Genomic DNA, 14,733 nt, shown 5'->3' on the forward strand with positions numbered 1-14,733 from the left:
CGCCCGGGCGCGCAGCGCCCAAGAGGAATCTACTCGCGGCCCTCCCGGCCGTTCTCCTTCGTCGAGTGCAGCCGCGCCCGCACGTCGTCCACCGGCAGGAACTTCGACCAACGCTCCGGGAATTCGGACGGCATGTCCCCGCCGCCCTCCTCGTCGTCCCCGTCGTCGTCCGCGTCGCCGTACATCTCCGCCGCGCGCGCCCGCGCCAGCAGCTGCGCCGCGTCGGCGGCGCGCGCCCGCTCGTTCGCGGCGCGGGCCGCCGCCGTGGCGACCGACGGCCAGACCCGGTCGATCGCGGCGTTGACGGCCGCGCCGACGAGGACGGCGAACGCGGAGATTCCCATCCACAGGAGGAAGGCGATGGGCGCGGCGAGCGATCCGTAGATCGTGGGGCCTTCGACCGTGCTCGTGAGGTAGATCCGCAGCAGGAAGCTGCCGAGGACCCACATGCCGAGGGCCACGAGCGCGCCGGGGATGTCCTCGACCCAGGGGGACCGCACGGGCACGGACACGTGGTAGAGCGTGGTGAGGAACGCGATGGAGAGCAGGATGACGACGGGCCAGTACAGGAGCCGGACGACTTCCGTGCCCCAGGGCATCAGTTCGACGACCCGGTCGGGGCCGACGACGGCGAGCGGCAGGACGACCGCGCCGATCAGCAGGGCGACGATGTACAGCAGGAACGCCAGGAGCCTGGTGGCGACGATGCCGCGGTGGCCGTCGAGCCCGTACATGACGGTGATGGTGTCGATGAAGACGTTGACGGCCCGCGATCCGGACCACAGGGCGATGGCGAAGCCGATGGAGATGAGGTCGGGCCGGCCGCCGTGGGTGACGTCTTCGAGGAGGGGTTTGGCGATGTCGTTGACGCCGCGGTCGGACAGGACGGTGCCGACGGCGGTGAGGATGTTCTCCTCGATGGAGGCGACGGTGGTGGTGTTGGTCCAGTCGTCGATGTAGCCGAGGAGGCCGATCAGTCCGAGCATCAGCGGCGGGACGGACAGCAGTGTGAAGAACGCCGCCTCGGCGGCCAGGCCGAGGATGCGGTACTCGATGCACGAATTGACGGTGTCTTTCAGCAGCAGCCATGCCATCTTCCGCTTCGAGACGTTGCGGTAGAGGACTCGGGCCCGGTGGAGCCGGCCCGACGGCCGCTCGGGTGTTTCGTTTGCTGCCTGCACCTCCTTACCGTATCGGCATGGCAGCCAGCACCCACACAGTGTCCAACCAGCCTCCGCCCCTGGTGGGGCACGACGTGTTCGCCACCGACCGGGCCCTCGCGGAGGCGGTCGACCGGCATGTGGCGGCGGAGGCCGGTGACGCGGCGCGCGAGGAGCTCTCGGTGCTCGGCCGGGCGGCGGGTTCGGTGGAGGCCCAGGAGTGGGGGGCGCAGGCGGACGGGTGTCCGCCGAGGCTGCGGACGCACGACCGGTACGGGCACCGGGTCGACGAGGTGGAGTTCCACCCGGCCTGGCACCGGCTGTTGGGCCGTGCCGTCTCCGCGGGTCTGGTGAGTGCCTGGGGCCGGCCGGGCGGGCATGTCCGCCGGGCGGCCGGCTTCCTGGTGTGGACGCAGGTCGAGGCGGGTCACGGCTGCCCGGTGTCGATGACGCACGCCGCTGTGCCGGCGCTGCGTACCGATCCGGTGCTGGCCGCCGAGTGGGAGCCGCGGCTGACGTCGACCGTGTACGAGGAGGGCCTGCGTCCGGCGTCGCTGAAGCGCGGGGTCCTGTTCGGGATGGGCATGACGGAGAAGCAGGGCGGCAGCGACGTGCGGACGAACACGACGCGTGCCGAGCCGCTGGCGCAGGACGGCGAGTACCTGCTGACGGGGCACAAGTGGTTCTGTTCGGCTCCGATGAGCGACGGTTTCCTTGTGCTGGCGCAGGTGGCCCCGGCCGCGGGACGGGGCGGGCTGAGCTGTTTCCTGGTGCCGCGGGTGCTGGAGGACGGCAGCCGGAACGTCTTCCGGATCCAGCGGCTGAAGGACAAGCTCGGCAACCGGTCCAACGCCTCGGCCGAGGTCGAGTTCGAGGGGACGTGGGCGCGGCGGGTCGGCGAGGAGGGGCGGGGGGTGCGCACGATCATCGGGATGGTGGCGGCGACCCGTCTGGACTGTGTCCTCGGTTCGGCGGCGTTGATGCGGCAGGCGGTGGCGCAGGCGATCCATCACACGGCGTACCGGAGCGCGTTCGGCGGGCTGCTGATCGACAAGCCGCTGATGCGCAATGTACTGGCCGATCTGGCTCTGGAGTCGGAGGCGGCGACGACGCTCGGGATGCGGCTGGCGGCGGCGTACGACGCGGACACGGAGCAGGAGCGGGCGTTCCTGCGGCTGGCGGTCCCCACGGCGAAGTTCTGGGTGGCGAAGCGGTGCACGCCGGTGGTCGCGGAGGCGCTGGAGTGTCTGGGCGGCAACGGCTATGTGGAGGAGTCGGGCATGCCGCGGCTGCTGCGGGAGTCGCCGCTGAACTCGATCTGGGAGGGGTCGGGCAATGTGCAGGCGCTGGATGTGCTGCGGGTGCTGCAGAGGGAGCCGTCGGCGCTGAACGCCTTCCTCCAGGAGGTGGGCAGGGCGCGGGGCGCGGATCACCGGCTGGACGGGGCGATCAAGGGCGTGCTGACGGAGCTGGCGGATCTGGACGGCATCGAGGCGCGGGCGCGCCGGCTGGTGGAGCGGATGGCGCTGGTGCTGCAGGGTTCGCTGCTGGTGCGGTGGGCCCCGCCGGAGGTGGCGGACGCGTTCTGCGCGTCGCGTCTGGGTGGCGACGGCGGGTCGGTGTTCGGCACGCTTCCGCACACTCTGGACCTGGCTTCGATCGTGGAGCGGGCCCGCGCGGTGGTGTGAGCCCTGGGCGGGGCCCCGCGTGCGGGGCGACCGGGGCGGACGCCCGTCGTGAGACACCGAACGGGTGCGGGCCGCTGTGAGACGGCCCGCACCCGCGACGGTTGACGGGTGGTGCTGCGCCGACACGGCACCACCCACACCGGCGAACCGGTGTTCCGTCACCTTCGTACACGCGCACGCCTCTTCGCGACGGTTGCAAAGGGTTGCATCCTTGTGTGGCATAACGCGGCGCGCGGCGGCCGCGCGGGTGGAGGATCAGGACGGCCACCCCCGCACACCGGACGCCGGCGTCGCCGAGGAGGACCCGTGAAGAATGCATCGCTCGACCTGGCCGGACTTGCGGCCATGGACACCGCCGAGGCCTTGCGGCTGCTGAAGGGTGTGCGGGACGCCGCCCTGTCCGGCCGCCGGCCGAAGGTCGGGCCACGCGCGGACATCGACGAGTCGTGGCAGCGGATGCTGCGCCGGGGCCTGGACCCGGAGCGGGACCGCCGGGCCGGGCTGCTGCCGCTGGAGGAGCTGGAGCGGCGCAGGCTCGCCTCGCCGTTGCTGGAGGTGCTGCCCGTGCTGCGCGAAGGCCTGGTCGCCATGGCGGAGGGCGCGCAGCACATCATGGTCGTCGCGGACGCCGAGGGCCGGCTGCTGTGGCGTGAGGGCAGCGCGGCGGTCCTCCGTAAGGGCGATTCGCACGGTTTCGTGGTGGGCGCCGACTGGAAGGAGGAGCTGGTCGGCACGAACGGTGTCGGTACTCCTCTGGTGTCCCGGCGTCCTGTGCAGGTGCACTCCGCCGAGCATTTCGTCTCCACGCACCACACGTGGACCTGCGCGGGGGCGCCGATCACGGACCCGCGGGACGGCAGGCTGATCGGTGTCGTCGACATCAGCGGCCCGCTGTCGACGATGCATCCGGCGACGCTGGCGCTGGTCACGTCGGTGGCCCGTCTCGCGGAGGCCGAGCTGCGCAATCGCCACCACGAGGCGCTCGACCGGCTGCGCAGTGTCGCCTCGCCGCTGCTGGGGCGGTTGGGTGGCCGGGCGGTGGCGGTGGACGCGAACGGCTGGCCGGCGGCGGTGACGGGCATGGCGCCGCCGGGCCGGCTGCCGCTGCCGAGGTCGGTCAGGGCCGGCCGGCTGTGGTTGCCGTCGCTCGGTCGGTGCATGGTGGAGCCGCTGCCGGGCGGTTGGCTGGTACGTCCCGACGAGGCATCTCCGGAGGCTTCCGAGCCGGGCCGGGTGGTGCTGGACCTGAGCAGGCCGCGGCGGCCGTGTGTCACCGTCGTGGGCGCCTCGGGGAGCTGGTCGCACGAGCTCAGCCCTCGTCATGCCGAGCTGCTGTACGTCCTGGCGCGTCACCGCGACGGGCGGTCGGCGGCGCAGCTGGCGCAGGACCTCTTCGAGGACCCGTCGCGGACGGTGACCGTGCGGGCGGAGATGTCCCGGCTGCGGCGGCATCTGGCGCAGGTCCTGGCCCACCGGCCGTACCGCTTCGCGGAGGAGGTGGAGGTGGAGCTGGTGCTGCCGGAGCGGCCGGCGGACCTGCTGCCGCACTCGAGCGCCCCGGCCGTGCGTCGGGGGCGGATGCCGTGATTCCCTGTCGCGCATGAGCACCGTCACCGTGACCACCTGGTCCCTCGAACAGACCTCCCGCGACGACCAGCGGCCGTCGGCCGCCCCCGGGAGGACATACGTGTCGTCCGCGCCGGGATCGCCTCGCCGGAGTTCAGCCGGTTCCTCTACACGGCGGTCGGCGGGGACGTCCGGTGGACGGACCGGCTGGGCATGACGTACGCCGAGTGGCAGAAGCTGCTGGACCGCCCGGGGGTCGAGACCTGGGTCGCGTACGAGAAGGGGACGCCGGCCGGTTACGTGGAGCTCGAGGCGCAGGACGGCGGCGTGGTGGAGATCGTCTACTTCGGGCTGATCCCGGCCTTCCGGGGCCGCCGGATCGGCGGTCATCTCCTGTCGGCGGGGGTGGCCCGCGCCTGGGACCTGGCGGAGCGGTGGCCGGGGACAGCGCCGACGGAGCGGGTGTGGCTGCACACCTGCTCCCTGGACGGCCCGCACGCGAAGGACAATTATCTGCGGCGCGGTTTCCGTGTCTTCGACGAGAAGGTCACGGAGGAGGCCGAGGTCTCCGCTCCGGGCCCTTGGCCGGGTGCCGCGGTCTGAGCGGTCGAACGGCCCGCCCGGGGGCACGGCGTACGTTCGCCGGTGACCCAGGACACACTGTCTCGCGATGCGGGACAGTGTTGTCCACATTTTGGATGAAGGTGGACTGGGTCCAAAGTCCCATGACACGCTTCCGTCATGTCCAGCACTGGAATTGCCTTGGTGAGTCGGCGGCACGTCGACCTCGGCCGCATGTCCAGCGCCATCTGTCCGGCCTGCTGAGAGCTCAGCACCGCCGCACTTCCGACTTTCTTCACCCCGCCCTGCGCACCGTCGCGCTTCTCCGCGAGTGTGCAGCTCAGAGCCGCCCTCCTGCAGTCTCGAAGGACTATCACCATGGCCGCCAGCCCTGAAAAGCCCGACTCCGTCACGCCCCGCCGCAAGGCCGGACGCCACCGTGGCGAGGGCCAGTGGGCCATGGGGCACCACACGCCCCTGAACGGCAACGAGCAGACCAAGAAGGACGACGACGGTCTCAATGTGCGGACACGCATTGAGACGATCTACGCCCACCGGGGCTTCGACTCGATCGACGGCGCCGATCTGCGCGGACGCATGCGCTGGTGGGGCCTCTACACCCAGCGCAAGCCCGGGATCGACGGCGGCAAGACCGCGATCCTGGAGCCGGAGGAGCTGGACGACGAGTTCTTCATGCTGCGCGTGCGTATCGACGGCGGGCGGCTGACGACCGAGCAGCTGCGGGTCATCGGGGAGATCTCGCAGGAGTTCGCCCGCGGCACCGCCGACCTCACCGACCGGCAGAACGTGCAGTTCCACTGGATCCGGATCGAGGACGTCCCGGAGATCTGGCGGCGGCTCGAGGCCGTGGGCCTGTCGACGACCGAGGCCTGCGGTGACACGCCCCGCACCATCCTCGGCTCGCCGGTCGCCGGGATCGCCCAGGACGAGATCGTCGACGGCACCCCGGCCATCGAGGAGATCCACCGCCGGTTCATCGGCAACAAGGAATTCTCCAACCTGCCCCGCAAGTTCAAGACCGCCATCTCCGGATCGCCGCTGCTCGACGTGGCGCACGAGATCAACGACGTCGCGTTCGTCGGCGTCGAGCACCCGGAGCACGGCCCCGGCTTCGACCTCTGGGTCGGCGGCGGACTGTCCACGAACCCCAAGCTCGGCGTCCGCCTCGGCGCCTGGGTCCCGCTGGACGAGGTCCCGGACGCCTGGGAGGGCGTTGTCTCGATCTTCCGCGACTACGGCTACCGCCGGCTGCGCAACCGCGCCCGGCTGAAGTTCCTGGTCGCGGACTGGGGCCCGGAGAAGTTCCGCCAAGTCCTCGAGGACGAGTACCTGAAGCGCAAGCTCGTCGACGGTCCGGCCCCCGAGCAGCCGGCGCAGCAGTGGCGTGACCACGTCGGCGTCCACCGCCAGCAGGACGGCCGCTTCTACGTCGGCTTCGCACCGCGCGTCGGCCGCGTCGACGGGGCGACCCTCAACAAGATCGCCGAGCTGGCGGAGAGCCACGGCTCCGGCCGGTTGCGCACCACGGTCGAGCAGAAGATGATCGTGCTGGACGTGACGGAGGACCAGGTCGACTCTCTGGTCTCCGGCCTGGAGGCGCTGGACCTGCGGGTCACGCCCTCGCCGTTCCGGCGGGGCACGATGGCCTGCACCGGCATCGAGTTCTGCAAGCTGGCCATCGTCGAGACGAAGGGCCGCGGCTCCGCCCTCATCGACGAACTCGAGCGGCGGCTGCCCGAGTTCGAGGAGCCGCTCACCATCAACCTCAACGGCTGCCCCAACGCCTGCGCCCGGATCCAGACCGCGGACATCGGTCTCAAGGGCCAGCTCATGCTGGACGACGAGGGCAACCAGGTCGAGGGCTACCAGGTCCACCTCGGAGGCGCGCTGGGTCTCGACCCGGCGTTCGGCCGCAAGGTGCGGGGCCTGAAGGTCACCTCGGCCGAGCTTCCGGACTACGTGGAGCGGGTCCTCAAGCGCTTCGAGGCGGAGCGCGCGGACGGCGAGCGCTTCGCCACCTGGGCGGCCAGGGCCTCCGAGGAGGCCCTCTCATGAGCGAGCGGGCAGCGCCGTTCTACTGCCCCTACTGCGGCGACGAGGATCTGCGTCCCAGCGAAGAAGGTCACGGCGCCTGGGAATGCGCGGCGTGCAACCGGGCCTTCCAGTTGAAGTTCCTCGGTCTGCTGACGCGAGGACTTCGGCGCAACGACGGTGGAGGGGAAGAGATATGACGACGGTTCAGGCCGAGCGGGATCTCAAGACGCTGGCCGAGCAGGCGGGCCGGGACCTCGAGGAGGCCTCCGCCCTGGAGATCCTCGAGTGGGCCACGAAAACCTTCGGCCCGCGGTTCTGTGTCACCTCCTCGATGGAGGACGCGGTGGTCGCCCACCTCGCCTCCCGGGTGCTGCCCGGCGTGGATGTCGTCTTCCTCGACACCGGCTACCACTTCGAGGAGACCATCGGCACCCGCGACGCCGTGGACGCGGTGATGGACGTCAACGTCATCACGCTCACGCCCCGTCGGACGGTGGCCGAGCAGGACGCCGAACACGGGCCGAAACTGCACGACCGCGACCCCGACCTGTGCTGCGCGCTGCGCAAGGTCAAGCCGCTCGAAGAGGGCCTGACCGCCTACGACGCGTGGGCCACGGGCCTGCGCCGCGACGAGTCCCCCACCCGGGCGAACACCCCGGTCGTGGGCTGGGACGAGAAGCGGCGGAAGGTCAAGGTCTCCCCGATCGCCCGCTGGACGCAGGACGACGTGGACGCCTACGTCGCCGAGCACGGCGTGCTCACCAACCCGCTGCTGACGGACGGCTACGCCTCCGTCGGCTGCGCGCCCTGCACCCGCCGGGTGCTCGAGGGCGAGGACGCGCGCGCCGGTCGCTGGGCCGGGCGGGGCAAGACCGAGTGCGGGCTGCACGGCTGATGACGTACACACCGGAGATTCAGGAGAAGGAAGTGACCGGAGCCACCATCTGGCTCACGGGTCTGCCGAGCGCCGGCAAGACCACCATCGCGTACGAGCTGGCGGGACGGCTGAGCGCGGAGGGCCACCGGGTCGAGCTCCTCGACGGTGACGAGATCCGGGAGTTCCTCTCCGCGGGCCTCGGCTTCACCCGGGAGGACCGGCACACGAACGTGCAGCGGATCGGTTTCGTCGCCGAACTGCTGGCGTCCAACGGTGTGAAGGTCCTGGTGCCGGTCATCGCCCCGTACGCGGACAGCCGGGACGCGGTGCGTAAGCGCCACCTGAGCGAGGGCACGCCCTATCTGGAGGTGCACGTCGCCACTCCGGTCGAGGTCTGCTCGGTGCGTGACGTGAAGGGCCTGTACGCGAGGCAGGCCGCGGGCGAGATCAGCGGCCTGACCGGCGTCGACGACCCGTACGAGGAGCCCGAGTCGCCCGATCTGCGGATCGAGTCGCACAACCAGACCGTTCAGGAGTCCGCAGCGGCGCTCCACGCACTGCTCGGCGAGCGGGGGCTGCTGTGAGCGCCGCATGCGCGGCAGCCGGGCCGCAGCCGACCATGATTGCCGCGCCTTCCCGCCGCACAGGCGGAGATGGGGGCACCTCCCAAGCGTCAGCTCTGGGGATCACGAAAGGGTCACCGTATGACGACCGTCGCCACTGTCCACGAGGGCACAGACAGCCCGTACGCGCTCTCCCACCTGGACGCCCTCGAGTCGGAGGCGGTGCACATCTTCCGCGAGGTGGCGGGCGAGTTCGAGCGGCCGGTGATCCTCTTCTCCGGCGGCAAGGACTCGATCGTCATGCTGCACCTTGCGCTGAAGGCGTTCGCGCCGGCGCCGGTGCCTTTCTCGCTGCTGCACGTCGACACCGGTCACAACTTCCCCGAGGTGCTCGAGTACCGGGACCGCACCGTCGCCCGGCACGGGCTGCGGCTGCACGTCGCCTCGGTGCAGGAGTACATCGACGCCGGCAAGCTGCGTGAGCGGCCCGACGGCACCCGTAACCCGTTGCAGACAGTGCCGCTGACCGAGGCCATCCAGCAGCACCGTTTCGACGCGGTGTTCGGCGGCGGCCGGCGCGACGAGGAGAAGGCCCGCGCCAAGGAGCGGGTGTTCTCGCTGCGCGACGAGTTCTCGCAGTGGGACCCGCGCCGTCAGCGGCCCGAGCTGTGGCAGCTCTACAACGGCCGCCACGCGCCCGGCGAGCATGTGCGGGTCTTCCCGCTGTCCAACTGGACCGAGCTGGACGTGTGGCAGTACATCCAGCGCGAGGAGATCGAACTCCCCCAGATCTACTTCGCGCACGAGCGTGAGGTGTTCAAGCGCTCCGGCATGTGGCTCACCGCCGGCGAGTGGGGCGGCCCCAAGGACACCGAGACGACCGAGAAGCGGCTCGTCCGCTACCGCACCGTCGGCGACATGTCCTGCACCGGCGCCGTCGACTCCGACGCCACCACGCTGGCCGCCGTGATCACCGAGATCGCCGCCTCCCGTCTCACCGAGCGGGGCGCGACCCGCGCCGACGACAAGCTGTCAGAGGCCGCGATGGAAGACCGCAAGCGCGAAGGGTACTTCTAGAGATGACCAGCCCCACCGAGCAGCTGGCCGAACAGCTCTCCGCCACCACCCTGCTGCGCTTCGCCACCGCCGGGTCCGTCGACGACGGCAAGTCCACCCTGGTCGGGCGGCTTCTGCACGACTCCAAGTCCGTCCTGGCCGACCAGCTGGAGGCCGTCGAGCACGCCTCCCGCAGCCGCGGCCAGGAGACGCCCGACCTGGCGCTGCTCACCGACGGCCTGCGGGCCGAGCGCGAGCAGGGCATCACCATCGACGTGGCGTACCGCTACTTCGCCACCCCGCGGCGGCGGTTCATCCTCGCCGACACCCCGGGCCATGTGCAGTACACCCGCAACATGGTCACCGGCGCCTCGACGGCGGAGCTCGCGGTCGTGCTGGTCGACGCCCGTAACGGCGTCGTCGAGCAGACCCGCCGGCACGCCGCGGTCGCCGCGCTGCTGCGCGTTCCGCATGTGGTGCTCGCCGTCAACAAGATGGACCTCGTGGACTACGCGGAGCCCGTCTTCGCGAAGATCGCCGAGGAGTTCACCGCGTACGCCGCCTCGCTGGGCGTCCCGGAGATCACCGCCATCCCGATCTCCGCGCTGGCCGGCGACAACGTGGTGGACCCGTCCGCGAACATGGACTGGTACGGCGGCCCGACCGTGCTCGAGCACCTCGAGACCGTCCCCGTCAGCCACGACCTGACCACCTGCCACGCCCGGCTGCCCGTGCAGTACGTGATCCGCCCGCAGACCGCCGAGCACCCCGACTACCGCGGCTACGCGGGGCAGATCGCAGCCGGCACCTTCCGCGTCGGCGAGTCGGTGACCGTGCTGCCCTCCGGCCGCACGTCGAAGGTCTCCGGCATCGACCTGCTGGGCCGGTCCGTGGACGTGGCCTGGACGCCGCAGTCCGTCACGCTGCTGCTGGAGGACGACATCGACGTCTCCCGCGGCGACCTCATCGTGCCGAGCGACGACGCGCCCGCCACCACGCAGGACGTCGAGGCGACCGTCTGCCACGTCGCGGACGAGCCGCTCACCGTGGGCCAGCGGGTGCTGCTCAAGCACACGACCCGCACGGTCAAGGCGATCGTCAAGGAGATCCCCTCCAGGCTCACCCTCGACGACCTCTCCCAGCACCCCGAGCCGGGCCGGCTCGTCGCCAACGACATCGGCCGCGTCAAGGTCCGCACCGCGGAGCCGCTGGCCCTCGACTCGTACGCCCACTCCCGCCGCACCGGTTCGTTCCTGCTGATCGACCCGGCCGACGGCACCACGCTTGCCGCCGGCATGGCCGGGGACGCGTTCGCCGCCGAGGACACGCCGACCACCGTGGACGACGAGGGCTGGGACTTCTGACGATGACCGACATCTACTCGACCTTCGCCAAGGAGGGCGGCCGCGTCGGCAGCGGGGCGCTCGGCGCGGGCACGGGCGGGGTGGCGCGATGTGCGCGATGACGTACGCGCACCGCATGCGCGCCCGCATTCCGCACCGCCGAAGACCCCGCCTGACCGCCGACGACCCGGCAGCGTCGCACATGACGTGAGACCGGGCCTACGAGAGGAAATCCTCCCGTGCCAGCCACCCGTACCTTCCTGAGGCGCGGCTTCGCCGCCGCCGCCGTGCCGCTCCTCGCCGTCGTCCTGACGGCCTGCGGCTACGGCTCCCAGGCGAAGGACGACTCGGTCGCTCCCGCCGCCAAGGGCGAGAAGACCGGCGGTCTCGACACCGTGAAGATCGGGTACTTCCCGAACCTCACCCACGCCACCGCCCTGGTCGGTGACCAGCAGGGCATCATCCAGAAGGAGCTGGGCGGCACCAAGGTGTCGGCCTCGACCTTCAACGCCGGTCCCTCCGAGATCGAGGCCCTCAACGCCGGGTCCATCGACATCGGCTTCATCGGCCCCTCGCCGGCGATCAACGGCTATGTGAAGTCCAAGGGCGAGACCCTGCGGATCATCGGCGGCTCCGCCTCCGGCGGGGTGAAGCTGGTGGTGAACCCGAAGAAGATCCGACAGGTCGGGGACCTCGAGGGTAAGAGGATCGCCACCCCGCAGCTCGGCAACACCCAGGACGTCGCGTTCCTCAACTGGATCGCGGAGCAGGGCTGGAAGGTCGACGCCCAGACCGGCAAGGGCGACGTCTCCGTGGTCCGCACCGAGAACAAGGTCACCCCGAACGCCTATCTGTCCGGTTCGGTCGACGGCGCGTGGGTACCGGAGCCGACCGCGTCGAAGCTGGTGAGCGACGGTGCGAAGGTGCTGCTGGACGAGTCGGACCTGTGGCCGGACAAGAAGTTCGTGATCACGAACATCATCGTGTCGCAGACGTTCCTCGCCGAGCACCCGGAGGTCGTCGAGGCGGTGCTGCGCGGCACGGTGCGGACGAACGCCTGGATCAACGCCCACCCCGACGAGGCGAAGGAAGCGGCGAACGCGAAGCTCCAGGAGCTGACCGGCAAGCCGCTGCCGCCCGAGGTCATCGACCCGGCGTGGAAGTCGATCCGCTTCACCGACGACCCGCTGGCCGCGACCCTCGACGCGCAGGCGGACCACGCGGTGCGGACGGGCCTGCTCCAGCAGCCGGACCTCGCCGGGATCTACGACCTGAAGCCGCTGAACAAGGTCCTCGCCGCCGAGGGCCGGCCCGAGGTCGGCGACGCCGGGCTCGGCGTCAAGTAATCCGTAACAGCAGCCGAGTTCCCAGGAGGTGACGACCATGGCCACTGCCATCGCCAAGGCCGAGGACCGCGTCGGTGTCGAGCACGAGTACGCGGCTCGCATCGGGCATGTCTCCAAGTCCTTCAACGGGCCCACCGGGCCGCAGCTCGTCCTGGACGACATCACACTCGATGTCGCGCCGGGCGAGTTCGTCACCCTGCTGGGGGCCTCGGGCTGCGGCAAGTCGACGCTGCTGAACCTGGTCGCCGGGCTCGACCGGCCGACCCTGGGGTCCATCGAGACCCCCGGCGGGCGGCCGGCGCTGATGTTCCAGGAGCACGCGCTGTTCCCATGGCTGACCGCGGGCAAGAACATCGAGCTCGCGCTGCGGCTGCGCGGGGTGCCGAAGGGCGCCCGGCGTCAGGAGGCGGAGCGGCTGCTGGAGCTGGTGCGGCTCGGCGGTGCGTACGGCAAGCGGGTGCACGAGCTGTCCGGCGGTATGCGGCAGCGGGTCGCGATGGCGCGCGCCCTGGCGCAGGACAGCCAACTCCTGCTGATGGACGAGCCGTTCGCGGCGCTCGACGCCATCACCCGCGATGTGCTGCACGACGAGCTCACCCGTATCTGGCGGGAGACGAACGTCTCGGTCCTGTTCGTCACGCACAACGTCCGCGAGGCGGTGCGACTCGCGCAGCGGGTGGTGCTGCTGTCGTCGCGGCCGGGGCGGGTGGCGCACGAGTGGACCGTGGACATCGACCAGCCGCGACGTATCGAGGACCCCGCCGTGGCGGAGCTGTCCGTCGAGATCACCGAAGAACTGCGTGGGGAGATCCGCCGACATGGCCAGCACTGACACGACCGGGACGGCCACCGGGAAGGGCGCCGCCAGGTCCGACGACCTGGCGGGACTCGAGGCGGGCCTCGACGCGCTCGACGCGGTGCAGGTGAACCGCACGCCGGTGCGCGAGGTGCTGCTGAAGAAGGTGCTGCCGCCGATCACCGCCGTGGCGCTGGTGCTGGTGGCCTGGCAGGTCCTCGTGTGGGCGGAGGTCACCCCGGACTACAAGCTGCCCGCGCCGTCAACGGTGTGGGACGGACTGTCCGACATGTGGCTTCAGGGCACGTTGTTCGAGGTCATCTGGACCAGCGTCTCCCGCGGTCTGCTGGGCTTCCTGCTGGCTCTCGCCATCGGCACGCCGCTCGGCCTGCTGGTGTCACGGGTGAAGTTCGTGCGCGCCGCGATCGGCCCGATCCTGTCCGGGCTTCAGTCGCTGCCGTCGGTCGCGTGGGTGCCGCCGGCCGTGATCTGGCTCGGTCTGAACGACTCGATGATGTTCGCCGTCATCCTGCTGGGCGCGGTCCCCTCGATCGCCAACGGCCTGGTCTCCGGCGTGGACCAGGTGCCGCCGCTGTTCCTGCGGGCCGGCCGCACGCTCGGCGCGACCGGGCTGCGGGGCACCTGGCACATCGTGATGCCGGCGGCGCTGCCGGGCTACGTGGCCGGGCTGAAGCAGGGCTGGGCGTTCTCCTGGCGGTCGCTGATGGCCGCTGAGATCATCGCCTCCTCGCCCGACCTGGGCCTCGGGCTCGGCCAGTTGCTGGAGAACGGCCGCAACAACGCGGACATGCCGGGCGTGTTCCTCGCCATCCTCCTGATCCTGATCGTCGGTATCGCGATCGACCTGCTGGTCTTCAGTCCGCTGGAGCGGTGGATCCTGCGCAGCCGCGGTCTTCTCGTCAGGAGCTGAGCGCCGATGCACAGCACTGTCCTCCTTGTCGTGGCGCACGGCAGCCGTGATCCGCGGCACGCGGCGACCGTCCACGCCCTGACCCGGCGGGTGTCCTCGCTGCGGCCGGGTCTGCGGGTGGAGACGGCGTTCCTCGACTTCAACGCCCCGGCGGTGCCGCAGGTCCTCGGCCGGCTGGCGGCCGAGGGGGTCCGGGACGTGGTGGCGCTGCCGCTGCTGCTGACCCGCGCCTTCCATGCCAAGGCCGACATCCCGGCGGTCCTGCGCCAGGCACCTCCGGCGCTGCGGATCCGCCAGGCGGAGGTCCTCGGGCCGTCGCCGCTGCTGCTGGCCTCCGTCCAGCGGCGGCTGTACGAGGCGGGCCTGACGCCGGCGGACATGAGCTCGACGGGCCTGGTGCTGGCCGCCGCGGGCTCCACAGACCCGGAGGCGAGCGCAGTGATCGCTCAGACAGCGCGGGAGCTGCGGCACACCGGTTGGTGCGCCGTGCGGCCTGCGTTCGCCTCCGCATCCCTTCCCCGTACCGAGGACGCGGTCCGGGCGCTGCGGGCGGACGGCTGCGCGCGCGTGGCCGTGGCCCCGTACGTGATCGCTCCCGGCCGGCTGCCCGACCGCATCGCGGCGGGCGCCGGGGACGCGGACGTGGTGGCGGATGTGCTGGGCGACTCGCCGGAGCTGGCGCGGCTGCTGCTGCGCCGCTACGACGAGGCCGCGGCGGAGCGCCTGCTGGCGGCCACCGCCTGACAGGCCCGGCGCCCGGCCGGTCGCCGTTCCGGGTTCGCGACAGCGCT

Annotated in this window: 14 protein-coding genes and 1 pseudogene; 14 read left to right on the plus strand and 1 reads right to left on the minus strand. The window is 71.3% G+C overall.

The genetic code is table 11. From position 1 onward, the window contains the following. Positions 1–29: 29 nt before the first annotated feature. Positions 30–1,181, minus strand: a complete 1,152-nt coding sequence (locus GLX30_RS07780) for a YihY/virulence factor BrkB family protein (protein WP_159685244.1) — start codon at positions 1,179–1,181, stop codon at positions 30–32. A gap of 17 nt (positions 1,182–1,198) precedes the next feature. On the opposite strand from GLX30_RS07780, the gene GLX30_RS07785 reads away from it, so the two are divergent. The 14 genes and pseudogenes from GLX30_RS07785 (at position 1,199) to GLX30_RS07845 (ending at position 14,686) form a co-directional block, all read left to right on the plus strand. Then, positions 1,199–2,848, plus strand: a complete 1,650-nt coding sequence (locus GLX30_RS07785; protein ID WP_159685247.1) for an acyl-CoA dehydrogenase family protein — start codon at positions 1,199–1,201, stop codon at positions 2,846–2,848. A 306-nt stretch (positions 2,849–3,154) separates the two neighbouring features. After that, on the plus strand, positions 3,155–4,435 hold the full coding sequence (locus GLX30_RS07790) for a GAF domain-containing protein (RefSeq protein WP_159685249.1): 1,281 nt from the start codon (positions 3,155–3,157) through the stop codon (positions 4,433–4,435). A gap of 13 nt (positions 4,436–4,448) precedes the next feature. Then, a pseudogene (locus tag GLX30_RS07795) lies at positions 4,449–5,017 on the plus strand (GNAT family N-acetyltransferase). Positions 5,018–5,155: 138 nt separating this feature from the next. Continuing rightward, complete coding sequence (locus tag GLX30_RS36090) at positions 5,156–5,239, plus strand: putative leader peptide (RefSeq protein ID WP_310650533.1); 84 nt, start codon at positions 5,156–5,158, stop codon at positions 5,237–5,239. 114 nt (positions 5,240–5,353) lie between these two features. After that, entirely contained in the window at positions 5,354–7,051 is a 1,698-nt protein-coding gene (locus GLX30_RS07800) for a nitrite/sulfite reductase (protein WP_159685252.1), read from the plus strand. Further along, the gene (locus GLX30_RS07805) at positions 7,048–7,227 is read left to right on the plus strand and encodes a hypothetical protein (protein WP_159685254.1); all 180 of its coding nucleotides are present in this window, start codon (positions 7,048–7,050) and stop codon (positions 7,225–7,227) included. Before GLX30_RS07800 ends, GLX30_RS07805 begins: the two co-directional genes overlap by 4 nt. Further along, on the plus strand, positions 7,224–7,925 hold the full coding sequence (locus GLX30_RS07810; protein WP_159685257.1) for a phosphoadenylyl-sulfate reductase: 702 nt from the start codon (positions 7,224–7,226) through the stop codon (positions 7,923–7,925). Before GLX30_RS07805 ends, GLX30_RS07810 begins: the two co-directional genes overlap by 4 nt. Then, on the plus strand, positions 7,925–8,491 hold the full coding sequence (gene cysC, locus GLX30_RS07815) for an adenylyl-sulfate kinase (RefSeq protein WP_159685259.1): 567 nt from the start codon (positions 7,925–7,927) through the stop codon (positions 8,489–8,491). Before GLX30_RS07810 ends, cysC begins: the two co-directional genes overlap by 1 nt. 120 nt (positions 8,492–8,611) lie before the next feature. After that, on the plus strand, positions 8,612–9,547 hold the full coding sequence (gene cysD, locus GLX30_RS07820) for a sulfate adenylyltransferase subunit CysD (RefSeq protein ID WP_159685262.1): 936 nt from the start codon (positions 8,612–8,614) through the stop codon (positions 9,545–9,547). A gap of 2 nt (positions 9,548–9,549) precedes the next feature. Then, the gene (locus GLX30_RS07825) at positions 9,550–10,890 is read left to right on the plus strand and encodes a GTP-binding protein (protein WP_159685264.1); all 1,341 of its coding nucleotides are present in this window, start codon (positions 9,550–9,552) and stop codon (positions 10,888–10,890) included. 218 nt (positions 10,891–11,108) lie between these two features. Further along, on the plus strand, positions 11,109–12,215 hold the full coding sequence (locus GLX30_RS07830; RefSeq protein ID WP_159685267.1) for an aliphatic sulfonate ABC transporter substrate-binding protein: 1,107 nt from the start codon (positions 11,109–11,111) through the stop codon (positions 12,213–12,215). A 37-nt stretch (positions 12,216–12,252) separates the two neighbouring features. Further along, positions 12,253–13,047 carry an ABC transporter ATP-binding protein gene (locus GLX30_RS07835; RefSeq protein WP_159685270.1) on the plus strand — a complete coding sequence of 265 codons (795 nt, stop codon included), beginning with the start codon at positions 12,253–12,255 and terminating at the stop codon, positions 13,045–13,047. After that, positions 13,034–13,942: an ABC transporter permease gene (locus GLX30_RS07840; RefSeq protein WP_159685272.1), complete on the plus strand. Its 909-nt coding sequence runs from the start codon at positions 13,034–13,036 to the stop codon at positions 13,940–13,942. The genes GLX30_RS07835 and GLX30_RS07840 overlap by 14 nt, the downstream gene beginning before the upstream one ends. A 6-nt stretch (positions 13,943–13,948) precedes the next feature. Further along, positions 13,949–14,686: a sirohydrochlorin chelatase gene (locus tag GLX30_RS07845; RefSeq protein WP_159685275.1), complete on the plus strand. Its 738-nt coding sequence runs from the start codon at positions 13,949–13,951 to the stop codon at positions 14,684–14,686. Positions 14,687–14,733 lie beyond the last annotated feature (47 nt).

This window comes from Streptomyces sp. Tu 2975 (assembly GCF_009832925.1).
Taxonomy (GTDB): domain Bacteria; phylum Actinomycetota; class Actinomycetes; order Streptomycetales; family Streptomycetaceae; genus Streptomyces.

Coding starts and splice junctions, on each gene's coding strand:
- GLX30_RS07805 (WP_159685254.1), top strand. CDS start 7,048: ATGAGCGAGCGGGCAGCGCCGTTCTACTGCCCCTACTGCGGCGACGAG.
- GLX30_RS07800 (WP_159685252.1), top strand. CDS start 5,354: ATGGCCGCCAGCCCTGAAAAGCCCGACTCCGTCACGCCCCGCCGCAAG.
- GLX30_RS07845 (WP_159685275.1), top strand. CDS start 13,949: ATGCACAGCACTGTCCTCCTTGTCGTGGCGCACGGCAGCCGTGATCCG.
- cysD (WP_159685262.1), top strand. CDS start 8,612: ATGACGACCGTCGCCACTGTCCACGAGGGCACAGACAGCCCGTACGCG.
- GLX30_RS07785 (WP_159685247.1), top strand. CDS start 1,199: ATGGCAGCCAGCACCCACACAGTGTCCAACCAGCCTCCGCCCCTGGTG.
- GLX30_RS07840 (WP_159685272.1), top strand. CDS start 13,034: ATGGCCAGCACTGACACGACCGGGACGGCCACCGGGAAGGGCGCCGCC.
- GLX30_RS07810 (WP_159685257.1), top strand. CDS start 7,224: ATGACGACGGTTCAGGCCGAGCGGGATCTCAAGACGCTGGCCGAGCAG.
- GLX30_RS36090 (WP_310650533.1), top strand. CDS start 5,156: ATGTCCAGCACTGGAATTGCCTTGGTGAGTCGGCGGCACGTCGACCTC.
- cysC (WP_159685259.1), top strand. CDS start 7,925: ATGACGTACACACCGGAGATTCAGGAGAAGGAAGTGACCGGAGCCACC.
- GLX30_RS07825 (WP_159685264.1), top strand. CDS start 9,550: ATGACCAGCCCCACCGAGCAGCTGGCCGAACAGCTCTCCGCCACCACC.
- GLX30_RS07835 (WP_159685270.1), top strand. CDS start 12,253: ATGGCCACTGCCATCGCCAAGGCCGAGGACCGCGTCGGTGTCGAGCAC.